The 26479-nt window shown below is 73.8% G+C and carries 19 protein-coding genes; 11 read left to right on the top strand and 8 right to left on the bottom strand.

The window, feature by feature from the left end; genetic code table 11:
• Window positions 1–9 precede the first annotated feature (9 nt).
• Together ACZ6KO_RS25185 and ACZ6KO_RS25190 are read right to left on the bottom strand one after the other, a co-directional pair.
• Window positions 10–519, bottom strand: coding sequence for an SUKH-3 domain-containing protein (locus ACZ6KO_RS25185; RefSeq protein WP_469306252.1), 510 nt, complete (start codon window positions 517–519; stop codon window positions 10–12).
• A 5-nt stretch (window positions 520–524) separates the two neighbouring features.
• Window positions 525–1085, bottom strand: coding sequence for a YwqJ-related putative deaminase (locus tag ACZ6KO_RS25190; protein ID WP_469306253.1), 561 nt, complete (start codon window positions 1083–1085; stop codon window positions 525–527).
• 240 nt (window positions 1086–1325) lie between these two features.
• Between ACZ6KO_RS25190 and ACZ6KO_RS25195 the strand changes: the two genes are divergently transcribed.
• The 3 genes from ACZ6KO_RS25195 (at window position 1326) to ACZ6KO_RS25205 (ending at window position 6126) form a co-directional block, all read left to right on the top strand.
• Window positions 1326–2321, top strand: coding sequence for an SMI1/KNR4 family protein (locus ACZ6KO_RS25195; RefSeq protein ID WP_469306254.1), 996 nt, complete (start codon window positions 1326–1328; stop codon window positions 2319–2321).
• A 7-nt stretch (window positions 2322–2328) separates the two neighbouring features.
• A complete protein-coding gene (locus tag ACZ6KO_RS25200) occupies window positions 2329–5064 on the top strand; it encodes an SUKH-4 family immunity protein (protein ID WP_469306255.1) in 2736 nt (911 codons plus the stop codon).
• 171 nt (window positions 5065–5235) lie between these two features.
• Window positions 5236–6126, top strand: coding sequence for a DivIVA domain-containing protein (locus ACZ6KO_RS25205; protein ID WP_469306256.1), 891 nt, complete (start codon window positions 5236–5238; stop codon window positions 6124–6126).
• Between the two features lie 61 nt (window positions 6127–6187).
• Here the strand turns inward: ACZ6KO_RS25205 and ACZ6KO_RS25210 are convergent, their stop codons facing one another.
• Window positions 6188–6997 (bottom strand): hypothetical protein, encoded by an 810-nt coding sequence (locus ACZ6KO_RS25210; RefSeq protein WP_469306257.1) that lies wholly within the window; start codon window positions 6995–6997, stop codon window positions 6188–6190.
• A gap of 106 nt (window positions 6998–7103) precedes the next feature.
• Window positions 7104–8702, bottom strand: coding sequence for an MFS transporter (locus tag ACZ6KO_RS25215; protein ID WP_469306258.1), 1599 nt, complete (start codon window positions 8700–8702; stop codon window positions 7104–7106).
• Window positions 8703–9019: 317 nt separating this feature from the next.
• On the opposite strand from ACZ6KO_RS25215, the gene ACZ6KO_RS25220 reads away from it, so the two are divergent.
• The 3 genes from ACZ6KO_RS25220 to mfd all read left to right on the top strand — a co-directional run bounded on the left by ACZ6KO_RS25220 (window position 9020) and on the right by mfd (window position 16152).
• Window positions 9020–9805, top strand: coding sequence for an ABC transporter ATP-binding protein (locus tag ACZ6KO_RS25220; RefSeq protein ID WP_469306259.1), 786 nt, complete (start codon window positions 9020–9022; stop codon window positions 9803–9805).
• Complete coding sequence (locus ACZ6KO_RS25225; RefSeq protein ID WP_469306260.1) at window positions 9802–12378, top strand: ABC transporter permease; 2577 nt, start codon at window positions 9802–9804, stop codon at window positions 12376–12378. Before ACZ6KO_RS25220 ends, ACZ6KO_RS25225 begins: the two co-directional genes overlap by 4 nt.
• Window positions 12379–12612: 234 nt before the next feature.
• On the top strand, window positions 12613–16152 hold the full coding sequence (gene mfd / locus ACZ6KO_RS25230) for a transcription-repair coupling factor (protein WP_469306261.1): 3540 nt from the start codon (window positions 12613–12615) through the stop codon (window positions 16150–16152).
• Window positions 16153–16217: 65 nt separating this feature from the next.
• Here the strand turns inward: mfd and ACZ6KO_RS25235 are convergent, their stop codons facing one another.
• Window positions 16218–16388: an antitoxin gene (locus ACZ6KO_RS25235; RefSeq protein WP_401452004.1), complete on the bottom strand. Its 171-nt coding sequence runs from the start codon at window positions 16386–16388 to the stop codon at window positions 16218–16220.
• An 86-nt stretch (window positions 16389–16474) separates the two neighbouring features.
• Between ACZ6KO_RS25235 and ACZ6KO_RS25240 the strand changes: the two genes are divergently transcribed.
• A complete protein-coding gene (locus ACZ6KO_RS25240; RefSeq protein ID WP_469306262.1) occupies window positions 16475–17206 on the top strand; it encodes an HNH endonuclease family protein in 732 nt (243 codons plus the stop codon).
• Window positions 17207–17237: 31 nt separating this feature from the next.
• Here the strand turns inward: ACZ6KO_RS25240 and ACZ6KO_RS25245 are convergent, their stop codons facing one another.
• Together ACZ6KO_RS25245 and ACZ6KO_RS25250 are read right to left on the bottom strand one after the other, a co-directional pair.
• Entirely contained in the window at window positions 17238–17966 is a 729-nt protein-coding gene (locus tag ACZ6KO_RS25245) for a hypothetical protein (protein ID WP_469306263.1), read from the bottom strand.
• Window positions 17967–18000: 34 nt separating this feature from the next.
• Window positions 18001–18720, bottom strand: coding sequence for a hypothetical protein (locus ACZ6KO_RS25250; protein WP_469306264.1), 720 nt, complete (start codon window positions 18718–18720; stop codon window positions 18001–18003).
• Window positions 18721–18876: 156 nt separating this feature from the next.
• On the opposite strand from ACZ6KO_RS25250, the gene ACZ6KO_RS25255 reads away from it, so the two are divergent.
• The 3 genes from ACZ6KO_RS25255 to ACZ6KO_RS25265 all read left to right on the top strand — a co-directional run bounded on the left by ACZ6KO_RS25255 (window position 18877) and on the right by ACZ6KO_RS25265 (window position 23254).
• Complete coding sequence (locus tag ACZ6KO_RS25255) at window positions 18877–20985, top strand: N-6 DNA methylase (RefSeq protein ID WP_469306265.1); 2109 nt, start codon at window positions 18877–18879, stop codon at window positions 20983–20985.
• Window positions 20986–21152: 167 nt separating this feature from the next.
• Window positions 21153–21755, top strand: coding sequence for a hypothetical protein (locus ACZ6KO_RS25260; protein WP_469306266.1), 603 nt, complete (start codon window positions 21153–21155; stop codon window positions 21753–21755).
• Window positions 21752–23254 carry a protein kinase domain-containing protein gene (locus tag ACZ6KO_RS25265; RefSeq protein WP_469306267.1) on the top strand — a complete coding sequence of 501 codons (1503 nt, stop codon included), beginning with the start codon at window positions 21752–21754 and terminating at the stop codon, window positions 23252–23254. Before ACZ6KO_RS25260 ends, ACZ6KO_RS25265 begins: the two co-directional genes overlap by 4 nt.
• A 52-nt stretch (window positions 23255–23306) precedes the next feature.
• Here ACZ6KO_RS25265 and ACZ6KO_RS25270 read toward each other — a convergent pair whose 3' ends face one another.
• Window positions 23307–25658: a YfhO family protein gene (locus tag ACZ6KO_RS25270; RefSeq protein ID WP_469306268.1), complete on the bottom strand. Its 2352-nt coding sequence runs from the start codon at window positions 25656–25658 to the stop codon at window positions 23307–23309.
• Between the two features lie 181 nt (window positions 25659–25839).
• Between ACZ6KO_RS25270 and ACZ6KO_RS25275 the strand changes: the two genes are divergently transcribed.
• Window positions 25840–26460, top strand: a complete 621-nt coding sequence (locus ACZ6KO_RS25275) for a SurA N-terminal domain-containing protein (RefSeq protein WP_469306269.1) — start codon at window positions 25840–25842, stop codon at window positions 26458–26460.
• The last annotated feature ends 19 nt before the right edge of the window (window positions 26461–26479 follow it).

Here is a 26479-nt window from a genome sequence, read left to right on the forward strand (position 1 = left end):
TCGGCGGGGTCAGCCGGTGGTGAGGCGGGTGGGCTGGAGGCCGGTGAGGAGGGTGGTGAAGGCGTCGTCGAGGGTGGCGCCGAGGTACCAGTCGCCGGTGTGGTCGATGGCGTAGACGCGGCCGGTGGCGTCGAGGGCGAGGTGGCTGGTGCCGTCGGCTTCGATGCCGAGGGGGCAGAGCTGGGTGGAGAGGGCGCGGCCGAGGTCGGCGAAGGTGCGGGCGAGGTGGAGTCCGGTGAGGGGGTCGAGCCGGAGGGGGGTGGGTGCTGTCTGGCGGCCGGGGCCGGTGGGGGTGATGTGGAGGCCGCCGAATTCCGCCCAGGCTTCGACGGCGGCGGGGAAGACGGTGTGGCGGTGGCCGGCGGGGGTGGTGTGGTCGCGGAGGGCGTCGGCCCAGTATTCGGCTTGTTTGATGTCCCAGCGGCCGGGTTGCCAGCCGGCGGTGCGCAGGGCGCTGTCGACGGCGACGGGGAAGCGGGTGGCCGAGGCGCGGTCGTAGGAGGCGGATGCGGCGGTCATGGTGGCTACTCGGGGTGGGTGAGGTCGACGGGGCGTACGCCGAAGTGGGCGAGGAGGGCGTCGCAGGAGCGGCAGGGGGGTGCGTAGCTGCCGTGGAGGGGGTCGCCGTCCTCGCGGATGCGGCGGGCGGTGATTTTGGCGTGTTTGAGGGCGCGTCGGGCTTCGCCGTGGGTGAGGGGTTTGCGGGAGGCGCGTTTGCTGCGGGCGTTCTCGACGGTGGTGAGGTGGCGGGTGAGGAGGATGGCTTCGGGGCAGCGGCCGGTGAAGCGTTCGCGTTGGCCGCTGGTGAGGGTGTCGAGGAAGTCCTGGACGAGGGGGTGGAGGGCGGGGGGCTGGTCGCCTTTGCCGGCGGTGCTGGTGAGGGTTTCGCCGCGGACGGAGAGGGCGGCGGCGATGGTGGGGAGGATGCCGTCGCGGCGGAAGCGGAGGACGGGCGCGGCGGGGCCGTCGGTGGTGCTCCAGTGCAGCCGGGGGTCGCCGGTGGCGTGGTCCGGGTGGCCGGCGTGGTCCGGGTCGCCGGGTTCGGTGGTGCCGGCGGGGTCTGTTCTGGTGGCGGTGTGGTGCATGGTGGTGCTTTCCCTCCCGTGGCTGCGGTGGTTGCCGCTGTGCGCACGCCCCCGTGCTGAGGGGACAGCCTGCCAAACGTCCCCTGTGGTGCGGAAGCGGGGTCGAATATTCGTATCAATTCGGATGTTCCCGGCCGGGGTGTGGGGGTGGGGAACGTGTGTGGCGCGCGGGCGGCGGTGCCTCTTGCCCGAGCGCATAGGCTGTGGTGAATCAGCCAGATCCAGCAGGGGGCTACCGCCATGACGACAGGTCGGCTCGGGCAGCAGGCCGCGCCACCCAATGCCGCGTATGCGGGGCAGGTCGTGCATTTTCCGGACCCGGTCCGGGCTGCGCGGCATCCCCAGGGAGTGCGTATGGACGGGGAGGGTCATCCCGACTTCTCCGCGTACGCGCGGGCGGCGGTGGAGATCGCCGAGCCGCCGCAGGGCTTCGGTGTGGATGAGCTGCGGTTGACGGACTACGTGTCCGCGAACGCGGTGATGCGTGCGGCGGGTCATGAGTTGTGGGACACGGTGGGGCCGGTGGCGACGCCGCACGGCTGGACGTGGCACCACGTGGCGGGTTCGCGGCGGCTGGAGCTGGTCCCGGTGGAGGTGAAGGCGCTGCTGCGGCATCACGCGGGGCTGGCGTCGGCGCCGGTGGATCACGGGAAGCGGGGGACGCGGCCGTTGCAGGAGGTGCGTCCGGTGCACCTGGGGCTGCCGAAGTCGGTGGTGTCGGTGTCGGAGGAGCAGGTGCAGGGGGTCGAGGAGGACCTCGGGTACCGGCTGCCGGAGGCGTACCGCTCGTTCCTGAAGGCGGCGGGTGGCTGTGCGCCGGTGGGTGCGGGGCTGGATGTGGAGCTGGGTCTGCTGGTGGACCAGCCGTTCTTCACGGTGCGTGAGGAGGCGGCGGTCAATGACCTGGTGTACGCCAACAAGTGCTTGCGTGATCACCTGACGAAGGACTACCTGTGCGTGGGTTTCGTGCAGGGGGGTCTGCTGGCGGTGAAGGTGAGGGGCGAGGCGATCGGTTCGGTGTGGTTCTCGCCGTTCGACGACGCACGGGACCGGGACGGCTGGTCGGTGCAGGAGCGGGTGGAGCGGCTGCTGTTGCCGTGCGGTACCGATTTCGACGCCTTTCTTGAGCGGTTGGCGGGTAATCCGCCGGAGCTGGAGACGGTGGCCGGTCTGATGGTGGACGGCGGATTCGCGCGTTCGGTTCCGGTGGCGCGCGCCGGTTCGGGTGAGGGGTGAGCGCGTCGTGGTGACGTTCGCGCAGGCGCAGGAGCGCGCCGAGGAATGGATCAACGGTGATGTGCCGGCGTACCAGCACCGGGAGGTGCGGGTGCGGGAGTTCGGTCTGGGGTTCGTGGTGTGGGCCGAGGACCGGGCGGCGGGCCCGGTGTCGGGTGGTGGCCGGCAGCGGCTGGTGATCGCTCGGGACAGTGGTGAGGTGACGTTGTGGCCGGGGTTGCCGGTGGGTGAGGTGATCCGCCGGTACGAGGAGGAGTACGGGGTGGCGGCGTCGGGTGCGCCGGAGCCGTCGGTGCCGGCGGCGCGGATCGACTCGGAGCAGACGTCGTTCATGCTGAGTCCGCCGGAGTGGCTGACGGCCACGGGTGGTGGTGCCGGGGGCGGGTCCGGGGCAGGTTCCGGGTCCGGGTCTGGTGCCGGTGCCGGTGCCGGTGCTGCGGTGGCGGCTGCCGGGGCCGGGGGGTCGTCGGGTGCCGGCGTGCCGTTGGCTGCGTCCGCTGCGTCCGCTGCGTCCGCTGCGTCCGCTGCGTCGGCTTCGGGGACTCCGGGTGCGGGTACGCCCGTGGCGCCGGCGGTGGTGCCGGGTGAGCCGGTGCCGTTGTCGTCCGGTACGCCGGGTGCGGGTACGCCCCTGCCGCCGCCCGTGCCCGCTCCCGCTGCGGGCGCTGTGGATCCGGCGTACGAGCCGACCGCTTCGGACGGGGTGCCGGCCGGGGCGACGCCGTGGGCCGGGACGGATGTGAATTCCGGTGCGGACGACGCGTCCGTGCCGCTGCCGGCGACGGTGTTCGCGCCGCCGCTGTCGGGGTCGGACTTCGAGGACGCGCCGACGTCGGGGGCGTCGTCGGAGGCGAAGACGACGCTGATGCCGGGGGGCAGCCAGCTGCCGCGGACCACGGTGGCGCCGGTGCTCGCGGCGGAGATCGCCGATGCGCCGACGAGCCGGGCCGAGGTGTCGCGGCCGCAGGCGCCGGTGCCTCCGGGTCAGCCGCCCGTACCGCCCGGTCCGCCGTCGCCGGCTCAGGGGCAGGCGCCCGCCGCGGGTGGCGGGCTCGACTACGCGCCGACGATGCTGGCCGGTCCCGGCGCCGTGGGTGGTCCGCCGGTGCCTCCGGGTCCGCCCGGTGCGCCGGGTGCGGCGCACGGTGGTCCGCCGGCGCCTCCCGGTCCGCCGGGGGCTCCGGGTTCGCTCGGTGGTGGCCTGGATCATGCCGCGACGATGCTGGCCGGTCCCGCCGTGGTGGGCGGGCCGCCGGCGCCTCCGGGTCCGCCTGGTGCGCCCGGTGCGGGTCAGCCGCCGGCGCCTCCCGGTCCGCCCGGGGCTCCGGGGGCTCCGGGCGCGCCCGGTGGTGGGGCGCAGCACGCCGCCACCATGCTGGCGAACCCAGGTGTGCCGCAGCCTCCCGGTCCGCCCGGTCCTCCCGGTCCGCCCGGTGCGCCCGGTGCGCGGGGCGGGCAGCCGCCGGCGCCTCCCGGTCCGCCGGGGGCTCCGGGTTCGCTCGGTGGTGGGCTGGATCATGCGGCGACGATGCTGGCCGGTCCGGCCGTCGTGGGTCAGCCGCCGGCGCCTCCCGGTCCGCCCGGGGCTCCTGGGGCTCCCGGGGCTCCGGGTGCGCCCGGTGGCGGGGCGCACCATGCCGCGACCATGCTGGCGGGCCCGGGTGGGCCCGTACCGCCCGGTCCGCCCGGTCCGCCCGGTGCGCAGGTCCAGGCGCCGGGTCCGGTTGCGGGTCCGGGGCCGGGGCCGGTTCCGGCGTCCTCCGGTGTGCCCACGGTCGGTCCCGGCTACCAGGCGGTGCTGCGCTACCGCGCGCCCGATGGTTCCGAGCAGCAGATCATCCGTCGTTCGGCGCCGGGTACTCCGCATCCGGAGTGGCAGATCCTGCATGAGCTGCGTGCGATGAACGTGCCTCCGCAGCAGGTGCTGGAGCTGCACACGGAGCTGGAGTCGTGCGAGCTGCCCGGTGGTTACTGCGCCCGGATGATCCGGGAGACGTGGCCGCAGGTGCGGATCACGAGTGTGGCGCCGTACGGCAAGGACCACGCGGGCCGGCAGGCGGGTATGCGGCATCTGCTGACCCATCAGGGTGAGCTGCACCAGGTGGCGGACGGTCCGGCGCGTCCGGCGCCGGTGCGTGCGCCGTTGCCGCAGGTGCCGGTGCAGCCGGCGATTCCGATGGAGGCGATCGCGCAGGAGCTGCTGGGGGCGTTCGGTCCGCAGGGTGTGTTCCGGTTCGAGCAGCGGGCGGTGTCCCGCCAGGGTGTGCCGGAGATCGTGGCGCAGACGCTGGTGTGGGCGGGTCTGCCGCTGGACGTGGGCCCGTTCTTCTGGGCGCAGGCGGTGCCGGGTCAGCCGGTGCCGACGCTGGCGGAGCTGGCGGCGCAGCGGGGTGTGCAGCCGGCGTCGGACGCGGGTTCGTACCTGGTCGTGGGCAGTGACTTCGGCAAGGCGCTGTGTGTGCAGTACGGGACGGCGCACATCGTGGCCGTGCCGGTGGAGGGTGGTCCGGGGGGTGCTCCGGTGCCGCCGCAGTTCGTCAACTCCAGCCTGCCGCAGTTCGTGCGGTCGCTGGGGATGCTGGGTCATATGTGGCGGTTGCGTCAGCATTTGACGCCGGAGCAGGCGGGCCGCTGGACCGTCGATTTCCAGGCGAATCTGGCGGGGCTGGACGCGCAGGCGCTGGCGTCGCCGGAGAGCTGGTGGTCGGTGCTGCTGGAGCAGATGTGGGACGGGCTGCTCTGAGCTGATGTGACGGCGGGCAATGGCCGGGCGGGGACCTCGTGACGGAGGTTCCGGCCCGGCCATTGCCGCTTCCGGGGGCAAATGGCGCATCCTTGGCAGGGAGACCGTGAACCGGCAGGGAAACCGCGAACCCCCGCGATCCGGGCCCCGCGAGAGAGAGGCGCTTCCACGATGGGTGCTGTACCGATGTCCCCCGAGGGCTTCTCGACCGCGCGCGGGCGCGGTTACCGGGCGGAGGAGGTCGACCGGTATCTGGCGCGGTTGTCGGCCGGCCGGGACGAGGCGTGGGAGCGGGTGGCGCGGCTGACGGTGCTGGCGCGGCGGATGGCGGCCGAGGCGGAGCGGCTGCGGGAGCAGGTCGCGCAGTTGGCGCCGCAGCGGTACGACGATCTGGGGGAGCGGGCGCGGCGGATCCTGGGGCTGGTGGAGGAGGAGGCCGACTGCGTACGGGTGGACGCGCGCGCCGATGCCGCGGCGGCGCTGGGGGCCGCGGAGGCGCATGCGGAGCGGGTGGCGGAGCTGGCGCGCCACGACGCGGAGGCGGTGCGGGAGCAGACGGAGGTGCGGGCGCGGCAGTTGCTGGTGCGGGCGGAGCGGGAGGCGGATCTGGCGCGGGGTGAGGCGCGCGAGGAGGCGGCGGGCCGGCGGGGGGAGGCGCAGGCGGTGCTGGAGGAGGCGCGGCGGCGGTCGGACGCGGTGCTCGCGGAGGCGGAGGCCGAGCGGGTGGAGCGGTGGGAGGCGGGGGAGCGGGAGCTGGCGGAGCGGGAGGCGGTGTTCCAGGCGCGGCAGGTGGAGCTGGAGCGGTACGCGCAGAGCCGGTTGTCGGAGGCGCGGCGGGCGTACGCGGAGGCGGAGGAGGGGGCGCGGCACGGGCAGGAGGACGCGCTGGCGCGGGGTGCGGAGCTGGTGGCGCAGGCGCGGGTGCTGGAGGAGCGGGTGGGGCGGGAGACGGAGCGGGTGCTGCGGGAGCACGAGGCGGCGCAGGAGGAGATGCGGGCGCACATGGATCATGTGCGGGCGTCGCTGGCGGCGTTGACGGGGCGGGCGCCGGCGGAGGGCTGAGGCCGGGGCGGGGGGCCGGGGCCGCGGGCGCGGGCGTGGGCGCGGGCTGTGCCGGGCGGGTTCACCCGTCGTAGCGGTAGGGGTAGCTGCGCAGTCCGTGGGTGGTGACGTGGACGGTGAAGGGGCCTTCCTTGCGGGCCTGGGCGGGGATGACGAGGGAGCCGTCGGGGGCCGGGGTGGCCGGCTGGGGTGTGCCGTCGATGGTGACGGTGGGGTTGCCGGCGGGGTCGAAGCCGCCGCCCTGGATGGTGATGTTGTCCTCGGTGCGGGTGACGTGGGTGATGACGGGGGCGGGGCGGGCGGCGATCTTGTTGACGAGGTAGGCGCCGGCGGGGGCGCCGGTGAGGGCCCAGATCTCGTCGGGGAGCCGGGGCAGGCCCGCGCCGACGTCGGTGAGGAAGAAGGCGGCGACGTAGGCCATGGTGACCAGGCTCAGGGCGACGTACTGGAGGTCGAGGAGGTCGGTGCGGCCGCTGTCGTTGGCGATGAGGTCGCGGGCCTTGGGGGTGTGGTCGCCGGTGGCGGCGGGTTTGTTGAGGGTGCCGTTCTGGATGCGGACGCCGACGACCGTCTTGGCGGCGACGAGGGCGACGTAGGGGCCGCCGAGGAGGGGGAGGTAGACGGTGGTGAGGGAGGACAGGGGGCCGCCCGGGGCGGTGAAGTAGTCGATGCCGCCGCCGGCGGCGAGGCCGTATCCCAGGATGGTGATCAGGAGCCAGACCAGGATCACGGTCCAGGCGAAGGCGAGGGTGGTGGAGGTGGAGAGGCGGCCGTCGCGGCCGGTGAGGAAGGCGGGGGAGGTGCGCAGGCGCAGGGCGAGCGGCGCGGTCAGGGCGGTGAGGGTGAAGAGTGCCCAGAGTGCCGGAAGCATGTGTGTCCCCCTGTGGTCGGCCGGGTGCGTCACCCGGATGGGGGTGCGGTCCCCGCAGTGGTCTACCCCCGGGAAGGGGTCATGACAAGTCGACCCGCGGGCGGGTTCAGTCCGCGTCCTGTTCGGGCAGGACCGGGAAGCGGCGCGGGGCGAGCAGGAGCAGGACCAGCAGGGCGGCCAGGGCGGCGCAGGCGGCGCCGAGGTAGATGTGGTCCACGGCGGCCGCGACGGCGGCGCGCAGGTGGCCGGCGGCGGCCTCGGGCAGCAGGCCGGGCTGGTCCAGGGCGCGGGAGACGTCGTCGAGGTGGGTGGGCAGGCCGGGCAGGGGTGAGCCGGCCAGGCGGGCGGAGATGGTGGCGTTGGCGACGGCGCCCAGCAGGGCGGCGCCGACGCTCTGGCCGACCTGGCGGGTGAACAGGACGGAGGCGGTGGTGGTGCCGCGTTCGGACCAGCCGACGGTGGACTGCACGCCGACGATCAGCGGCAGTTGGAAGAGGCCGAGGGCGCCGCCGAGCAGCAGCATGATCAGGGCGGGCTGCCAGGGCCGGGCGGGGTGGGGCAGGAGGGTGAAGGAGAAGAGGATGACGGCGGCGAGGGCGATGCCGAGGGCGGCGGTGTCGCGGAAGCCGATGCGCCGGTAGACGTGCTGGCTGAGGGCGGCGGACAGGGGCCAGCTGAGGGTCATGACGGACATGACGAAGCCGGCGCCGATGGGGTCGAGGCCGAGGACGGACTGGGCGTACGTCGGCAGGAAGACCATGGGGGCGACCATCAGCAGGCCGAGGGCGGCCATGGCGAGGTTGACGGCGGCGATGGTGCGCCGGCGCCAGACCCAGCCGGGCAGGATGGGTTCGGCGGCGCGGCGTTCGACGAGGACGACCGCCCCGGCGAGGGCGGCGCTCGCGGCGAACAGGGCCAGGGAGGGCGCGGAGGTCCAGGGCCAGGCGACGCCGCCCTGGACCAGGGCGAGGAGCAGGGTCGCGCCGCAGGCGAAGACGGTGAGGGCGCCGGCCCAGTCGACGGGGCCGTGTGCGGCCGTCCGGCGGTGGGGTTCTCGCAGGTGGCGGGCGACGAGCCAGAGGGCCAGGGCGCCGAGGGGCAGGTTGATCAGGAAGATCCAGCGCCAGTGGGCGTACGCGGCGAGGAGGCCGCCCAGGGCCGGGCCGGCGATGGCGGAGGTGGCCCAGACGGTGGACATCCGGGCCTGGATCCGGGGCCGTTCCTTGAGGGGGTAGAGGTCGGCGGCCAGGGTCTGCACGGTGCCCTGGAGGGCGCCGCCGCCCAGGCCCTGGACGATGCGGAACGCGATGAGCGCGGCCATGTTCCAGGCGAGGGAGCAGAGCAGGGAGCCGGTGAGGAAGAGGCCGATGCCGAAGAGGAGGACGGGTTTGCGGCCGAAGGTGTCGGAGAGCTTGCCGTACACGGGGAGGGTGACGGTGACGGCGAGGAGGTAGCCGGAGAAGAGCCAGGAGAAGACGGAGAAGCCGCCGAGGTCGCCGACGATCTGGGGGACGGCGGTGGCGACGATGGTGCCTTCGAGGGCGGCCAGTGCCATGGCGAGCATGAGGGCTGCGACGACGGGGCGGCCGGGCCGGCCGGGCCGCCCGGGTGCGTGCGGTGGCCGCGGTCCGGTGTCCGGGCCCGTGCCGTGGCCGGCGCCGTGGTCCGCGCGGGCGGCCGCGTCGTGGCTCTCCCCTGTACCCACGAAGATCCTTTCACTGTGCACGCAGTTTCGGGGAACACCATCTCACCGGCCCCCGTCGCGGCGGTATCCCCCAGGCCCGCTCCCCCGGGGGGCGGAGAGCCCCTAGGGGTTGCTCCTCATTACGGTCCAGGGGCTTCTCGTCCCGGTGGAGGAGGACAGCGTGCCTGGCCGGTTCTTAACTGGTTCCTACGAGCACGGGGTGGGGTTAACCCCCCACTGAATACGGCGCCGGGCACCAGCGCGCCAGGTCATCCCCGAGCCGCAGACTTCGACCTGACGACGCGACGACGCGTGCGCGACCACATGAGGAGAAGACCGTGACAACGGCAGTGACCGAAACCAGGCACGGGGGTACTGGAGGGGTGGCCGTCGCGGCACGGGCGCGGCAGGTCGTCAAGGCCTACGGGACCGGTGAGACCCGGGTGGTGGCGCTCGACCATGTGGACGTGGACATCCACCGGGGGCAGTTCACCGCGATCATGGGTCCGTCGGGCTCGGGCAAGTCCACGCTCATGCACTGCCTGGCCGGTCTGGACACGGTGACGGGCGGGCAGATCCACCTGGACGACGTGGAGATCACCGGGCTGAAGGACAAGAAGCTCACGCAGCTGCGCCGGGACAAGATCGGCTTCATCTTCCAGGCGTTCAACCTGCTGCCGACGCTGAACGCGCTGGAGAACATCACGCTGCCCATGGACATCGCCGGCCGCAAGCCCGATGCCCAGTGGCTGGAGCGGGTGGTGGAGACCGTGGGTCTGGCCGGGCGCCTGAAGCACCGTCCCACCCAGCTCTCCGGCGGCCAGCAGCAGCGCGTGGCGGTGGCCCGCGCCCTGGCCGCCCGCCCCGCGATCATCTTCGGCGACGAGCCGACCGGAAACCTGGACTCGCGGGCCGGCGCCGAGGTGCTGGGCTTCCTGCGCCGCTCGGTCGACGAGCTCGGCCAGACCATCGTGATGGTCACCCACGACCCGGTCGCCGCCTCGTACGCCGACCGCGTCCTCTACCTAGCCGACGGCCGGATCGTCGACGAGATGTACGCCCCGACCGCCGACCAGGTGCTCGACCGCATGAAGGACTTCGACGCGCGCGGGCGGACGTCATGAGCGTGCTGAAGACCTCGATGCGCAACGTCGTCGCGCACAAGGGGCGGATGGCGCTGTCGGCCGTCGCGGTGCTGCTCTCCGTCGCCTTCGTCTGCGGCACCCTGGTGTTCACCGACACCATGAACACCACGTTCGACAAGCTGTTCGCGACGACGGCCGCCGATGTCACCGTCTCCGCCAAGGCCCCGGAGTCGGGCGACGAGAACCCGCAGCGCGGGCGGCCGGAGACGCTGCCGGCCGAGGCCGTCGCCAAGGTCGCCGCCGTGCAGGGCGTCGGCTCCGCCGAGGGCTTCGTCGTCTCGATGTCCGTGACCGTCGTCAACGACCGGAACAAGAACGTCGGTCCCACCTCGGGCGCGCCGACGATCGCGGCCAGCTGGAGCGAGAACGAGCTGAAGTCGATGGAGGTCACCGCCGGCCACCCGCCGCGCGGCCCCACCGAGGTGATGGTCGACACCGACACCGCCGCCAAGCACAAGCTGAAGCTCGGCGACCAGCTCCGTACGATCGCCGTCACCGGCGACTTCACCGCCAGGATCTCCGGGCTCGCCCGGTACAAGGTGACCAACCCCGGCGCGACCGTCGTCTACTTCGACACCGCGACCGCTCAGAAGGAACTGCTCGGCGGGCCCGGCCAGTTCACCAACATCGGCGTCACCGCCAAGGACGGCGTCAGCGACGAGGCGCTCAAGCGGAACATCGCCGCCGCGGTGGGCGCGGACACCTACAAGCTGCAGACCGCCAAGGAGTCGGCGGACGCGGGCCGCAAGGACGTCGGTTCCTTCCTCGACATCATGAAGTACGTGATGCTCGGCTTCGCCGGGATCGCCTTCCTCGTCGGCATCTTCCTGATCTTCAACACCTTCTCGATGCTGGTGGCCCAGCGCACCCGCGAGATCGGCCTGATGCGGGCCATCGGCTCCGACCGCGGCCAGATCAACCGCTCCATCCTGGTCGAGGCGCTGCTGCTGGGCATCGTCGGCTCGGTCCTGGGCATCGCCTCGGGCATCGGCCTGGCCGTCGGCCTGATGAAGCTGATGGGCGGGATGGGGATGAAGCTGTCCACCTCGGACCTGACCGTCCTGTGGCCGACGCCGGTCATCGGCCTGGTCCTCGGCGTGGTCGTCACCGTCGTCGCGGCGCTCGTCCCGGCCCGCCGGGCGGGCAAGGTGTCCCCGATGGCCGCCCTGCGCGACGCCGGCACGCCCGGCGACCGCAAGGCCGGCGTGGTCCGCGCGGCCTTGGGCCTGGTCCTGACCGGTGCGGGCGGGGCTGCGCTGTACGCGACCTCGGCCGCCGAGAAGGCGGGGCCCGGTTCGATGTGGCTGAGCCTGGGCGTGGTGCTGACGCTGGTCGGCTTCATCGTGATCGGCCCGGTGCTGGCCGGCGTGGTGGTGCGGGTCCTCTCGGGCGTCGTGCTGCGGCCCTTCGGTCCGGTGGGCCGGCTCGCCGAGCGCAACGCGCTGCGCAACCCGCGCCGTACGGGGGCCACGGCCGCCGCGCTGATGATCGGGCTGGCGCTGGTGGCCTGCCTGTCGGTGGTCGGCTCCTCGATGGTCGCCTCGGCGACGGAGGAGCTCGACAAGACGGTCGGCGCGGACTACATCGTCAGCGCGCAGAACGGCCAGCCGCTGATGCCGCAGGCCGAGCAGGCGGTGCGCGGCTCCAAGGGTCTGGCGCACGTGACCGCGTACCGCGAGGTGGAGGCCGAGGTCACCGCCCCGGACGGGTCGAGCGCAGCGACGGAGCTGAGCGTCACCGATCCGACGTACGCCGACGACGTGCGCCGCAAGATGATCGCGGGGGAGCACAAGGACGCGTACGGCGCTGGTGCCATGTCGGTCGGCTCGCTGTACGCCACGGAGCACGGCGTCAAGGTGGGCGACGAGCTGACGGTCGCCTTCACGGGCGGGAAGACGGCGAAGCTGAAGGTCGCGGCGATCACGCACGACGACGGCAGCCTGGACAAGGGCGTGAAGTACATCAGCACGGCGACCGCCGAGGCGAACCTGCCGGCCGACCGGATGCCGCGCCCGTTCATGATGCTGGCCAAGGCGCAGGGCGGGCAGACGGACGCCGCGTACGCCGGGCTGAAGGACGCGCTGACGGCGTACCCGCAGTACGTGGTGCGGGACCAGACCGACTACAAGCAGGCCCTGAAGGACCAGGTGGGGCAGCTGCTGAACCTGGTGTACGGGCTGCTGGGCCTGGCGATCATCGTGGCGGTGCTGGGTGTGGTGAACACGCTGGCCCTGTCGGTGGTCGAGCGGACCCGTGAGATCGGGCTGATGCGGGCGATCGGTCTCTCGCGGCGCCAGCTGCGCCGGATGATCCGCCTGGAGTCGGTGGTCATCGCCCTCTTCGGTGCGCTGCTGGGCCTGGGGCTGGGCATGGGCTGGGGCGCGACGGCGCAGCAGCTGCTGGCCCTGGAGGGCATGAAGGTCCTGGAGATCCCGTGGGCGACGATCCTGACGGTGTTCGCCGGGTCGGCCTTCGTGGGTCTGTTCGCGGCCCTGGTCCCGGCGTTCCGGGCGGGCCGGATGAACGTCCTGAACGCGATCGCGAGCGAGTAGCTCCGCGTCCAGGTCGCACGGGGGTCCGGTGGCCCCCGCCCCGCCGGAACCCCGGCGCGGGCGGGGGCCACCGGCGTGCCCGGCCCCTCCCGCTCCGCGCGGGCGCCGCGCATGCGCGGGGAGTGACCATCCCTCGCGCGGCGGGCGCGGGGGCGTCGTAGGGTGGGTACCCCCGGCCCGTTCTCGTGTCGGGCCCTTCGCGTTGCCCCCGAGACCTGCGGATGGAAAGCCTTCATGAGCCTGCACGGACTGCTCGACGCCGTCATCGCGGACCCCGCCCTCGGGGAGGCGGTCCAGGCCGCCGCTGACGGGCACCGGATGCACGTCGACCTGGTCGGGCCGGCTGCCGCCCGGCCGCTCGCCGTCGCCGCGCTGGCCCGCAGGACCGAGCGGACCGTGCTCGCGGTCACCGCGACCGGCCGCGAGGCCGAGGACCTGGCCGCGGCGCTGCGTTCGCTGATGCCGCCCGAGCTGGAGAGCTCGGTGGTGGACTACCCGTCCTGGGAGACCCTGCCCCACGAGCGGCTCAGCCCCCGCAGCGACACCGTCGGCCGCCGCCTGGCGGTGCTGCGCCGGCTGGCGCACCCCAGCAAGGACGACCCGGCCGCCGGCCCCGTCTCCATCGTCGTCGCCCCGATCCGCTCCGTGCTCCAGCCGCAGGTCAAGGGCCTGGGGGACCTGGTGCCGGTCAGCTTGCGCCAGGGCGGGAGCGCCGACCTCGGCCAGATCACCGCCGCGCTGGCCGCGGCCGCCTACTCCCGCGTCGAGCTCGTCGAGAAGCGCGGGGAGTTCGCCGTACGCGGCGGGATCCTCGACGTGTTCCCGCCCACCGAGGAACACCCCCTGCGCATCGAGTTCTGGGGCGACGACGTCGAGGAGATCCGCTACTTCAAGGTCGCCGACCAGCGGTCCCTGGAGGTCGCCGAGCACGGCCTGTGGGCCCCGCCCTGCCGCGAGCTGCTGCTGACCGACGACGTACGGGAGCGGGCCGCCGCCCTCGCCGAGGCGCACCCCGAGCTGGGCGAGCTCCTGAACAAGATCGCCGAGGGGATCGCGGTCGAGGGCATGGAATCCCTCGCACCGGTGCTCGTCGACGACATGGAGCTGCTCCTCGACGTGCTGCCCGCGGGCGCGATGACCGTCGTCTGCGACCCCGAGCGGGTCCGGACCCGGGCCGCGGACCTGGTGGCGACCAGCCAGGAGTTCCTGCAGGCGTCCTGGGCGGCCACGGCCGGCGGGGGAGAGGCGCCCATCGACGTCGGCGCGGCCTCCCTGTGGGGCATCGCCGACGTCCGCGACCGGGCCCGTGAGCTCGGCATGATGTGGTGGTCGGTCTCGCCGTTCGCCGCGGACGACGAACTGTCCGACGACACCCTCAAGCTCGGCATGCAGGCCCCCGAGGCCTACCGCGGCGACACCGCCCGCGCGCTGGCCGACACCAAGGGCTGGATCGCCGACGGCTGGCGGACCGTCTACGTCACCGAGGGCCACGGCCCGGCCAGCCGTACTGTCGAGGTCCTCGGCGGCGAGGGCATCGCGGCCCGCCTGGAGGCCGACCTCGGCCGGGTCGAGCCGTCCCTGGTCCAGGTGGCCTGCGGCTCCCTCGACACCGGCTTCGTCGACCCCGCCCTGAAGATCGCCGTCCTCACCGAGACCGACCTGACCGGGCAGCGCACCGCCACCAAGGACCTGGGGCGGATGCCGACCAGGCGCCGCAAGACCATCGACCCCCTCACCCTGGAGGTCGGCGACTACATCGTGCACGAACAGCACGGTGTCGGCCGCTACATCGAGATGGTGCAGCGCACCGTCCAGGGCGCCACCCGCGAGTACCTGCTCGTGGAGTACGCCCCCGCCAAGCGCGGCCAGCCCGGCGACCGCCTGTACATCCCCACCGACCAGCTGGAGCAGGTCACCAAGTACGTCGGCGGCGAGGCCCCGACCCTGCACCGGCTCGGCGGCGCCGACTGGACCAAGACCAAGGCGCGGGCGAAGAAGGCCGTCAAGGAGATCGCGGCCGACCTCATCAAGCTCTACAGCGCGCGGATGGCGGCCCCCGGCCACATCTTCGGCCCCGACACCCCCTGGCAGCGCGAGCTGGAGGACGCCTTCCCGTACGCGGAGACGCCCGACCAGCTCACCACCATCGCCGAGGTCAAGGAGGACATGGAGAAGTCCGTCCCCATGGACCGGCTGATCTGCGGCGACGTCGGCTACGGCAAGACCGAGATCGCCGTGCGCGCCGCCTTCAAGGCCGTCCAGGACGGCAAGCAGGTCGCGGTGCTGGTGCCGACCACGCTGCTGGTGCAGCAGCACTACGGGACCTTCTCCGAGCGCTACAGCCAGTTCCCGGTGGTGACGAGGGCGCTGTCGCGGTTCCAGACCGACACCGAGGCCAAGGCCACCCTGGAGGGCCTGAAGGAGGGCTCGGTGGACGTGGTCATCGGCACGCACCGGCTGTTCTCCTCCGAGACGAAGTTCAAGGACCTCGGCCTGGTCATCGTCGACGAGGAGCAGCGCTTCGGCGTCGAGCACAAGGAGCAGCTGAAGAAGCTGCGCGCCAACGTCGACGTGCTCACCATGTCGGCGACCCCGATCCCGCGCACCCTGGAGATGGCCGTCACCGGCATCCGCGAGATGTCGACGATCACCACCCCGCCGGAGGAGCGCCACCCGGTGCTGACCTTCGTCGGCCCGTACGAGGAGAAGCAGATCGGAGCGGCCATCCGCCGCGAACTGCTGCGCGAGGGCCAGTGCTTCTACATCCACAACCGGGTGGAGTCCATCGACCGGGCGGCCGCCAAGCTGCGCGAGATCGTGCCCGAGGCGCGGATCGCCACCGCCCACGGCCAGATGTCGGAGCAGGCCCTGGAGCAGGTCGTCGTCGACTTCTGGGAGAAGAAGTTCGACGTGCTGGTGTCCACGACGATCGTGGAGTCCGGCATCGACATCTCCAACGCCAACACCCTCATCGTCGAGCGCGGTGACAACTTCGGCCTCTCCCAGCTGCACCAGCTGCGCGGGCGCGTGGGCCGCGGGCGCGAGCGCGGGTACGCGTACTTCCTCTACCCGCCGGAGAAGCCGCTGACCGAGACCGCGCACGAGCGGCTGGCCACCATCGCCCAGCACACCGAGATGGGCGCGGGCATGTACGTGGCGATGAAGGACCTGGAGATCCGCGGCGCGGGCAACCTGCTGGGCGGCGAGCAGTCCGGGCACATCGCCGGGGTCGGCTTCGACCTGTACGTGCGGATGGTCGGCGAGGCGGTCGCGGACTACCGGGCGCAGCTGGAGGGCGGCGCGGAGGAGGAGCCGCCGCTGGAGGTCAAGGTCGAGCTGCCGGTCGACGCGCACGTCCCGCACGACTACGCGCCCGGCGAGCGGCTGCGGCTGCAGGCGTACCGGGCGATCGCGGCCGCGGCCTCGGAGGCCGACATCGCGGCGGTGCGCGAGGAGCTCACCGACCGCTACGGCAAGCTGCCGGAGCCGGTGGAGAACCTGCTCCTGGTGGCGGGGCTGCGGATGCTGGCGCGGGCCTGCGGGGTCGGTGACATCACGCTGGCGGGCACCAACATCCGGTTCGGGCCGGTGGAGTTGCGCGAGTCGCAGGAGCTGCGCCTGAAGCGCCTGTACCCGGGGTCGGTCATCAAGCCGGCGACCTCGCAGGTGCTGGTGCCGCGGCCGAAGACCGGCAAGATCGGCGGCAAGCCGCTGGTCGGGCGGGAACTGCTGGCCTGGACGGGCGAGTTCCTCGCCACCATCCTCGGCTCGTAGCGCTACGACGTACCGGAACCGCCCGCGCGTGCGTGTACGCGGGCGGTTCCCGGGCAGGGGCGGGGCTACCGGTTGGGGTCGTCGTCGATTCCCAGGCGCTTCTCCGCCTCCTGCTGGGCCTGGTCGACCTGCTTCTCGTACTTGTTGCCGGTCCGGGTGTTGGCCTCTTGCTCGAGACGGTCGGACATCTCCTTGGCCTTGTCCTTGTGGCCCTTGAACCTGTCGAAAATCCCCATGCGAGGGCTCCCTTCGTGTTCCGTTTGTGACGTTACGCCGCTTTTCACCCATTCGCTCGGCGAGGGCCCGTCTAGGATCTGGCCCCATGCGCTCCCGCCTGGTGACCCCGGTCCTGTTGCTGCTCTGCGCCACCGCCCTCGCGGGCTGCACCCAGGACTCCCCGGCGCCGGGCGGCGCGCCCGCCCCCGGGCCGGTCCGTGCGGACGGCGCCCCCGCCCGGGCCGCCGTGGACACCCTGGCCGTCAAGGGCCGGGCCCCCCGGACCGGATACGCGCGCGAGCAGTTCGGCAAGGCCTGGCTGGACACCGACTCCAACGGCTGCGGCACCCGCGACGACATACTGAAACGGGACCTGGCGGGCGCCGCGTTCAAGGACGGCCGCGCGTGCACGGTGGTCTCCGGGGTGCTGGAGAAGGACCCGTACACCGGCGGCCGGATCCGCTACCGGCGCGGCGCCGGCGGTGGCGGCATCGACATCGACCACGTCGTGGCGCTCTCCGACGCCTGGCAGAAGGGCGCGGGCGGCTGGGACCGCGGCAAGCGGGTCGCGTTCGCCAACGACCCGCTGAACCTGCTGGCCGTGGAAGCGGCCGCCAACCGCGAGAAGGGCGACGGCGACGCCGCGACCTGGCTGCCGCCGGACCGGTCCTACCGCTGCCGGTACGTCGCCGCGCAGGTCTCCGTGAAGCAGAAGTACGGGCTGTGGGTGACCGGGGCCGAGCGGGAGGCCATGCGGCGGGTACTGGACGGGTGCCCCGGCGAACGGCTCCCCACCGGGGGGACGCCGACGGCGCCGCCCGCCCGGCTCGCGCGCTGACGCGCGGCGGCGGGCGGACGGCGCCGGCCGGTCACTGGTCGCTGTCGACGACCTCGCCGGCGGGCGGCTGGGCCTGGACCGGCTCGTTGAACTTCGAGAAGGTGACGTCCGCCGGGTCCTTGCCCGTGAGGACGGCCTTGAGCAGGTACGGCTCGCCCTGCGTGGCGACGTAGAGGGTCTCGATCCCGTCCTGCGTCATCGTGGTCAGCTTCACGGCCTCCTTGCCGCCGACGTCGGCCGTGCCGCCCTTCACGGTGCCCTTGCTCTTCTCGAACATGGTCAGCAGCTGGTCGAGGTCGCACAGTTCGGACAGGTCCTTGGAGTCCTGCGCCGTCGCACGGGACTTGACCCACTTGCCGGCGAGCTGGCGGAGCACCTCGTCCGCCTGGTCCTTGGGCAGGTCCTTCACCTGGGTGCGGTAGAAGGTCTCGTCGCCCTTGATGAACACGAACTCGCCGGTGCGGATCAGCTCGAAGCCGCCCTCGCCGGGCAGCGTCATGGTGCCCCGGCAGTCCCCGCCCTTGCTGACCGCCATGTCCATCTGGATCGGCTTGCCCTCGTCGCGGACCGTGCCGGAGATGGTCAGCGACGTGGCGCTCTTGAGGGCCGCCGTCGACCGGTCGGCGATCTCGGATCCGGACTGCCCGGCGAAGGGCCCCGCGTCAGTGGTGCCGGGAAGGCAGGCGGTCAGGCCGCTCAGGCCGGTCAGGGCGGCCACGGTGACGAGGGTGAGGCGGACGGTGCGGGGGAGGGGACGCATGCGGGGACTCTCTGTGCGGGGGTGGGGTGGGCAGTCAGCCCGACTTCTTCCAGTCGGAGCAGCCCGTGGTCTTGAAGTAGCCGTCCTGCGCCGTGATGGTCACGACGGCCGGGCCGGTGGGGTTGTCGTTGGCGGCGATGGACTCCAGGCCGTGCCGGGCGTCCTTGGCGCGCTCCCAGTAGCAGCCCACGGACCCCTCGGCGATGCCGGCGGACTTGTAGGTGCCGGGGGCGATGTCGGCGCCGACCTTGAACATGCCGCCGTTGCCGGCGAACTCGGTCTTCGGCGCGGCGCCGGCGGCCTTGTCGTCGACGGCGGACCAGTCCTTGCAGCCGGTGGACTTGAACACCTTGTCGGCGTCCGTGAGGGTCACGTAGCTCGCGCCGGTGACGTTGTCGTTGGCGTTGATGGATTCCACCTCGCCCGTGGAGTCCTTGGCGGTCTCCCAGTAGCAGCCCAGCGAGGTGTTCCCGGTGGTCCGGTAGGTGCCGGGCTTGATGTCCGTGCCGACCTGGTAGGTGCCGTCGCCCTTGGCGGCGGCCTTGCCCTGCGCGGTGTCCTGCGCCGGCTTGGACTGCCCGGCCGTACCGCCGGTCCCGCCGCTCTGAGCCGGTGCCGGGGCTGCGGACTTCGAGGTCCCGCTGTTTCCGCCGTTGCCGCCGTCGTCGGCTGCCGAGCAGGCGCCGACGAGGGACAGCGTCAGGACGACGCCGAAAGCCGTGAGTGCGGTGCGCTGCTTCGCGGTGCGGGACATGGAAGTGCCTCTCTCTCGCCTGATGAAGGGCCGATCGGTGGGACGGGAGTCATCACAGCAGATCTCTGTGAACCGAGTCAACGCGAATCCAGTATTTGATCCGGTTCACGGGGAGACGCCGATTCCCACGTGTCCACGGCTCGGTATGCTCGGCGTATGCCGGAGCACACCGCCGCCGAAGCCACCGAATCCGCCGCCGAAGTCACCGCGGCCGAGATCGCCCGCCTGGCCGGGGTCGGCCGCGCCGCCGTCAGCAACTGGCGCCGCCGCCATGCCGACTTCCCCCGGCCGGTCGGCGGCACCGAGACCAGTCCCTCGTTCGCCCTGGCCGAGGTCGAGACGTGGCTGCGCGCCCAGGGCAAGCTCGCCGAGGTCCCCTTGCGCGAACGCGTCTGGCAGCAGGTCTGCGGCCACCCCGGCGGAGCCGTGGCCGCGCTCGTCGAAGCCGGCTGCGCGCTGCTCGTCGTACGCGACCGGCCCACCGACTGGCTGGAGCTGACCGCCGTTTCGGACGACCGCATGGCCACCGTCCTGCGGCCCGTCCTCGACCAGGTGCTCACCGCGCGGCTGGGCCCCGGCCACCCGCTGCACCGCTCCGCCCCGCCCGCGCACATGCAGCTGCTGCGCGGCGCGGCCGAACTGGCCGCCGAACTCGGCGCGCGCGGCGCCTTCGAGTTCCTGCTCGGCCGTCATCTCGACGCCAACCCCCGCCAGTACACGCTCACCCCCGAAGGCCCGGCCGCCCTGATGGCCGACCTCGCCGGCCCGGCCCGCAGCGTCCTCGACCCGGCCTGCGGCACGGGCACCCTGCTGCGCGCGGTGCGCGAACCGGCCGGGCGGGCCGGGCGCGAGGCGGCCGGACGCGAGGCCGCCACGCCCTTCGCCCTGTACGCCCAGGACGCCGCCCCCGAACTCGCCGCGCTCACCGCCCTGCGGCTGGCCCTGCACGGCGCCGCCGAGGTCCGCGCCGCCGCCGCGGACAGCCTGCGCGCCGACGGCTTCGGGCAGCTCGCCGCCGACGTCGTGCTCTGCCACCCGCCCTTCAACGAGCGCAACTGGGGCCACGGTGAACTCGCCTACGACCCGCGCTGGGAGTACGGCTTCCCCGCCCGCACCGAATCCGAACTCGCCTGGGTCCAGCACGCCCTGGCCCACCTGCGCGAGGGCGGCACCGCCGTGCTCCTCATGCCCCCGGCCGTCGCCGCCCGCCGCTCCGGCCGCCGCATCCGCGCCGACCTGCTGCGCCGCGGCGCGCTGCGCGCGGTGATCGCCCTGCCCGCCGGGGCGGCGCCCCCGTACGGCATCCCGCTCCACCTCTGGGTGCTGCGCCGGCCCGCCGGCCGCGGCCCCGAACGGACGCCGCCGCCGGCCGGGCTGCTGCTGGTCGACACCGCCGCCCTGGCCGGCGAGGGCAGGGCCGCCTGGCCCGCCGTGCACCGTGCCGTCATGGACGCCTGGACCGCGTACGACCGCACCGGCACCGCCGAGGAGGTGCCCGGCGTCAGCCGCTGCGTGCCCGTCCTCGAACTCCTCGACGACGACGTGGACCTCACCCCCGGCCGCCACCTGCCCCCCGCGCCCGCCGCCGGCGGCCTGGCCGAGCTGGCCGCCGTACGCGAACGCCTCGACGACACCCTGCACCGGGCCGCCCGGCTCACCCCGGCGCCCGCCGAGGCCGGCGGCGCCGACCGGCCGCCGCTGACCACCATCGGCGAACTCGCCCGGGCCGGGGCCCTGTCCCTGCACACCGGGACCGGCACCGGGAACGGGGCCGACGGTGGCGGGGACGGCCCGGCCGTGCTGACCGAGCACGACGTGTACGCGGGCACCGCCCCCTCCGGCACCCTCGCCGCCGGCGCCGACGAGCCGGTGCGCACCGAGGCCGGCGACGTCGTCGTCCCGGTCGTCGGCGGCGGCGCGGTGGCCCGGGTCGTCACCGGGGACACCGCCGGCGCGGCCCTCGGCCGCAACCTCCAGCTGCTGCGCCCCGACCCCGAGGCCCTCGACCCCTGGTTCCTGGCCGGCTTCCTGCGCGGCACCGCCAACACCCGCCAGGCCAGCAGCTACGCCTCCACCGCCACCCGCCTCGACGTCCGCCGGCTCCAGCTGCCGCGGCTGCCGCTCGCCGACCAGCGGCACTACGGGACACGCTTCCGCGCGCTCGCCGAGTTCGAGGACGTGCTGCGGCTGGCCGGCCGGCTCGGCGAACAGCTCGTGCAGGGCCTCTACGACGGCCTGTCGGACGGCACGGTCACACCGCAATGACGGTTGGGTGCATCCCCTGACCGGCCGCGTGCGTCCATGTATACGCTCAGAGCAGTCACTTCACTCGTACCGCCCGCACAGGAAGCACAGGAGCAGCGATGCACGGCCCAGGCCTCCCACCGCCGCAGCACACCGGGTCCGACAACGGACTGCAGGTGACGTTGCGCGTGCTGTTCGTTGCGCTGACCATTCTCACCTGCGGGTTCTTCGCGTGGGCCAGCATGCTCAAGGTCGCCATCGTGACGCGGTCACCGCGCAACTGGCTGCTCTTCGGTGTCACCGTGGTGATCAACATCGTGTGCATCGCGCTGCTCGGCACGGACAAGAGCCCCGACGGCGAGACCTCGCGCGGCACCGACATAGCGATGATCACCTCGCTGACCCTCGCGATCGCCGTCGTCGCCTACTTCCTCTACGAGGACATCCGGCACTACGCCTCCACCCCCCGCCCGGCCGCGGCCACCTGGTACCCGCAGCCGCAGGTGCCGCCGGCCGCGCCGTACTACAAGCCGCCGGAGCAGCGGCCGGGCTACGGCTTCCCGCCCGGCGCCGGCCCGATGCCCCCGCACACCCCCACCCCCACCCCCGTCCCCACGCCCGCGCCCGCGCCCGGTCCGGCGTCGCCGCCGCAGGCGCCGCGCATCGGCCAGGTCCGCGCCGAACTCGACGAGCTCAGCGAGCTGCTGCGCCGCGAGGACGGCGGCCAGGGCCAGGGCCCGCAGGGCCACGACCCCCACGGGCCGGGCCACGGGCAGGGACCGGGCCGGTGACCGAGCGCGTCATCGGTGAGCGCTACCAGCTCGCCACCGTCCTCGGCCAGGGCGGCATGGGCCAGGTCTGGACCGCCTACGACCGGCGCCTGGACCGCCGCGTCGCCGTCAAACTGCTGCGCCCCGACAAGGTCGCCGGCCCCGGCACGGTCGCCGAGGAACTGCGCCGCCGCTTCGTGCGCGAGTGCCGCGTCACGGCGCAGGTCGACCACCCGGGCCTGGTCACGGTCCACGACGCCGGCAGCGACGGCGACGAGCTGTTCCTGGTGATGGGGTACGTCGAGGGCTCCGACCTGGCCGACCACCTCGCCGAGCACGACCCCTACCCCTGGCCCTGGGCGGTCGCGGTGGTGGCGCAGCTGTGCGCCGTGCTGTCGGCCGTGCACGCGGTGCCGATCGTGCACCGCGACCTCAAGCCGCGCAACGTGATGATCCGCCCGGACGGCACCGTCCTGGTCCTCGACCTCGGCGTCGCCTCCGTCATGGACACCGACACCACCCGCCTCACCAGCACCGGCTCGCCCATCGGCAGTCCCGCGTACATGGCGCCGGAGCAGGCCATGGGCGGGGCGGTCGGCCCGTACACCGACCTGTACGCCCTCGGCGTGCTGCTGTACGAACTCCTCAGCGGCAACGTGCCGTTCGCCGGCTCCACCGCGCTCGGCGTACTGCACCGGCACCTGTACGAGCCCCCGCTGCCGGTGCGCCAGCTGCGCCCGGAGATCCCGCACCAGCTGGAGGCCGTGCTGCTGCACCTGCTGGCCAAGGACCCGCAGGAGCGGCCCGCCTCCGCGCAGGAGGTCTACGAGGCCCTGGTGCCGCTGCTGCCCACCCAGGGCACCCCGGCCGGCCCCCTCGACCCCACCCGCCCCTTCCTGCGCCCGATGGCCCCCTGGCCCGACCGCGCGGTCGTCCCGGCCGCCCGGCCCGCGCCGCCGACCCCCGCCCAGCCGGACATCGCCGCGGCGGTCGACCAGGTCAAGGGCCTCCTCGACCAGGGCCGCCTGACCCAGGCCGTCGACATCCTCGGCGACATCCTCCCGGCCGCGGCCGCCCGGCACGGCGAGCACTCCCCGGTGGTCCGCTCCCTGCGCAAGCAGTACGCCGCCACGCTGATGGACGACGGCCAGTACCGCCGGGCCCTGCCCGAACTGCGCAGGCTGGCCGACCAGTTCCCGGCGGGCGACCCCCAGTCGCTGCGGTTCCGCTACGACGCCGCCCAGTGCCTGGAACAGCTCGGCGAACCCGCCGCCGCGCTGGCCGAGTACCGCTCGCTGCTCCCGCTCTTCGAGAACCACTACGCCAACCCGGACCCCGAACTCCCCCTGGAGGTCCGGCGCCGCATCGCCCACCTCCTGCTGTCCCTGGGCGACCGCCCGGCGGCTCACGAGACCCTGGCCCGCCTCCTCTTCGACGCGGAACGCTTCCACGGCCCGGCGCACCCCTTCCCCACCGAGGTCCGCCGCACCCTCCACTGGCTGAGCCAGGTCCGCGGCTGACCGGCTGACCAGCTGACCGGCTGACCAGCCGGCGGCCCTGCGGGCCTGCGGGTCAGGCCGCGGTCCGGCGCCGCCGCCGGGCCGCGAGAAGGCCCAGCCCCAGCAGCGTCAGTGCCGACACCGAGGCCGCCGCCGCGCCCGCGTACAGGCCCGGGGGACGGAAGGTGCAGGCGAGGGTGGTGGTGCCCGGGGGGATCGGGGCGGCCAGGAGGCCCAGGTGGGCCGTCGCCGGGCGGCCGTTGCAGGTCCAGCCGGCGATCGCCGGGGTGGCGACGACCGCCGTACCCGTGGCGCCCGGGGCCAGCCGGGCGCGGATGCCCGAGTCCAGGACCTCGACCGAGGTGGCCGCGCCCGCGCGCAGGGCGGCCACCGCCGCGTCCAGGCGGTCGCGGTCCAGGCAGCCCAGGGCCCACTCGGCCGGGGGCTCGCGGTCGAAGACCAGGTGGGAGCGGTCCCCGTGGGAGACGCCCAGCGGCTGCAGGGCCGCGCGGTTGCGCGGGGCGTTGCCGTTCAGCCGGAACGCCGGGCCGTCCGCCAGGCGGGCCGTGGCGTTGTAGGCCGGCGCCCACAGGAAGGCCTCCGTCCCGGCGGCGCACACCCCGGGCGCGAGCGGCGCCTCGTACACGCGGGCGCCCAGCAGGAGTTCCTGGTTGGTGAAGGGCGAGGTGCCGTAGCCGCCTTCCGGGCCGGCCGGGCGGGTCGTGACCAGGGGCAGGGTCGGGAAGCGGGCCACCGTGCCGTCCGGGCGCAGCCGGGCGCCGACCGCGAAGAGGGCGTCCGTGACCGGGTTGTCGATGCTCTGGACGTTGCGCCCGCGCGAGGTCCAGCCGGCGCCGAGCGCCGCCATCGTGCGGGTGAACACGTCCGGGGTGTGGCTGCTGTAGTACGCGCCGCCCTCCCCGCCCAGCAGCAGCGGGTCGTTGCCGGTCAGCGCGGGCCGGCCGGCGTCCGTACGGTAGGCGGGCCAGCCGTCGGCGGCCGCCAGCGCCTTGGCGCGGGCCGTGTGCGGCGCGCCCCACGAGGGGTAGTCGTCCAGGCCGCCCAGCTTGCCCTTGTGGCCGTACGCCGTGGTCGCCGCCGCCTGTACCGCCAGCACGCACGCCAGCAGCGCCGCCGCCGGCAGGACGTGCCGCCGGGCCAGCCACAGCGCCCCGGCCGCCCCCGCCAGGCCCGCCGCGAACAGCAGGTACCCCACGTCCGTCGACAGCGCGCTGCGCGTCGCCCACAGCACCCCGGCCGCCAGCACCCCCGCGCCGACGGCCAGCGCCCGCGCGTCCGGCCGGCCCGCCGCCAGGGCCGTCCACGCCGCGATCACCAGGATCCCGGCCAGCACGAAGGTCTGCCGGTACGGGCTGCCGTTCGGCGTCGCGAACACGTGCCAGGCCAGATGCGTCGGCGTCCACTGGAACGACAGCGCGACCGCCACCGCCAGCCCGGTCCACCACCACCGGGTCCGCGCCGGCACCCCCCGGTGCAGCGGCAGCGCCGCCGCCAGCAGCAGCGTCCCGGTCCCCACGAACACCGCCGGCGAGGAGAAGCTGTACGTCGCCGGCAGCGCCCGCGCGAAGAAGTCCGCCCACGACACCGGCGCGAACTGCCGGGTCCAGCCCGGGTAGGCCTGCCGGGAGCTGAGGAACAGCGGCACCAGCACCGGCGCCGCGAGCATCACGCCCAGCACGGCCGACCGCGCCGCCCGCGCCACCACCCGGGCCCGGGCGCGCACGCCCTCCCGGGTCAGCACCACCCGTACCAGCAGCACCAGTACCGCGCCCAGCGTCGCCATGTACGCGGTGTAGAAGTTCGCCGTCCAGCACAGCGCGACCACCACCGGTGCGAGCACCGGCCGTCGCCCGCGCAGCGCCCATTCACCCGTCAGACACAGCAGCGGGAAGGCGATCAGCCCGTCGAGCCACATCGGGTTGTACGAGGCCTCGATCACCGACCAGCCGCACAGGGCGTACGAGGCACCCAGCACCGCCGCCCCCCAGCCCGGCCCGCGGCGCAGGGTCCGCAGCAGCCAGGCCATGGCGGCCGCCGCGGCCGCCGTCTTCACCACGGAGACGACGTACACCGCGAGGTCGATCTCGTCGCGCGGGAAGAAGGCGACGAGCACCGCGAAGGGGCTGGTCAGGTAGGTGCCGAAGTCGGGCAGGAAGCTGGTTCCGTACCCGGACTGCCAGTTGAGCAGCAGCCCGCCCGCGGCCCGCCCGTGCAGCAGGTCCCACAGGTGGGCGTGGAAGGGGACGAACTGGTTCCCGAGGTCGTTGATGCTGCGGTGGCGGGGGCCGTACGGGTGGACGCGGGCGATGGCGTCCCCGGCGCACACGGCCACCGCCGTGAGCAGTCCCGCGAGGGCCGAGGCGGCGAGGCTGCGGCGGCGCGGCGACGAGGCGAGCGTGGGCATGGTGGGGGGACCCTCGCAGCACCGGAAGACCGGCGGATGGCCGCGGGGTGAACACGTGCCCCGACACCCCCGGAATCGTTGGTCGAACCGGTGGCTCGGATCACCCTGACTGCATACCATCGATCACCGCAAGGCCTTGTGCATCCATGCACAATCCAAGCCCGCGCCCCGGGAGGCTCCTTTGCACCGTCGCACAGCGCTCTCCGTCTCCGCCGCCCTGCTCGCGGCGGCCCCTCTGCTCACGGCCTGCTCGGGCCAGGCCCGGCCCGGCACGGCGGCCGTGGTCGGCGGCGAGCGGATCACCACGTCCGCGGTGCAGGCCAAGGTCAACGACGTACGGGCGGCCCAGCACGCCTCCCCGCAGGCGGCCGCCCTGATCTCCGGCAGCGCGGGCCTGGAACGCAGCAAGCTGGAGCGCATGATCCAGCTCGCCGTCCTGGAGAAGGCCGCCAAGGACGCGGGGGTGACCGTGTCCACCAAGGAGGTCGAGGACTTCCGCAAGCTCCAGGTGGAGCGGGCCGGCGGCGCCGACAAGCTGGAGGCGGCGGCGCTCCAGGCGGTCGTCGCCCCCGGCCAGATCGACGACGACTTCCGCTTCAAGCTGCTGCGCGACAAGCTGTACGACCACTACGGCTCCCAGGACAAGGCGGTCGACGGGATCCGCGCGGTCGCCGAGAAGATGCGCATCCAGCTCAACCCGCGCTACGGCACCTGGGACGCGCAGGCCATCGGCCTCGGTGACAAGGGCACCCCGTGGATCACCCAGCGGACCCGGCCCGAGCAGCCCCCTGCCGGAGCCTGACCGGCCCGGACGGAGGTAG

The organism is Streptomyces sp. NPDC042102 (assembly GCF_055582305.1).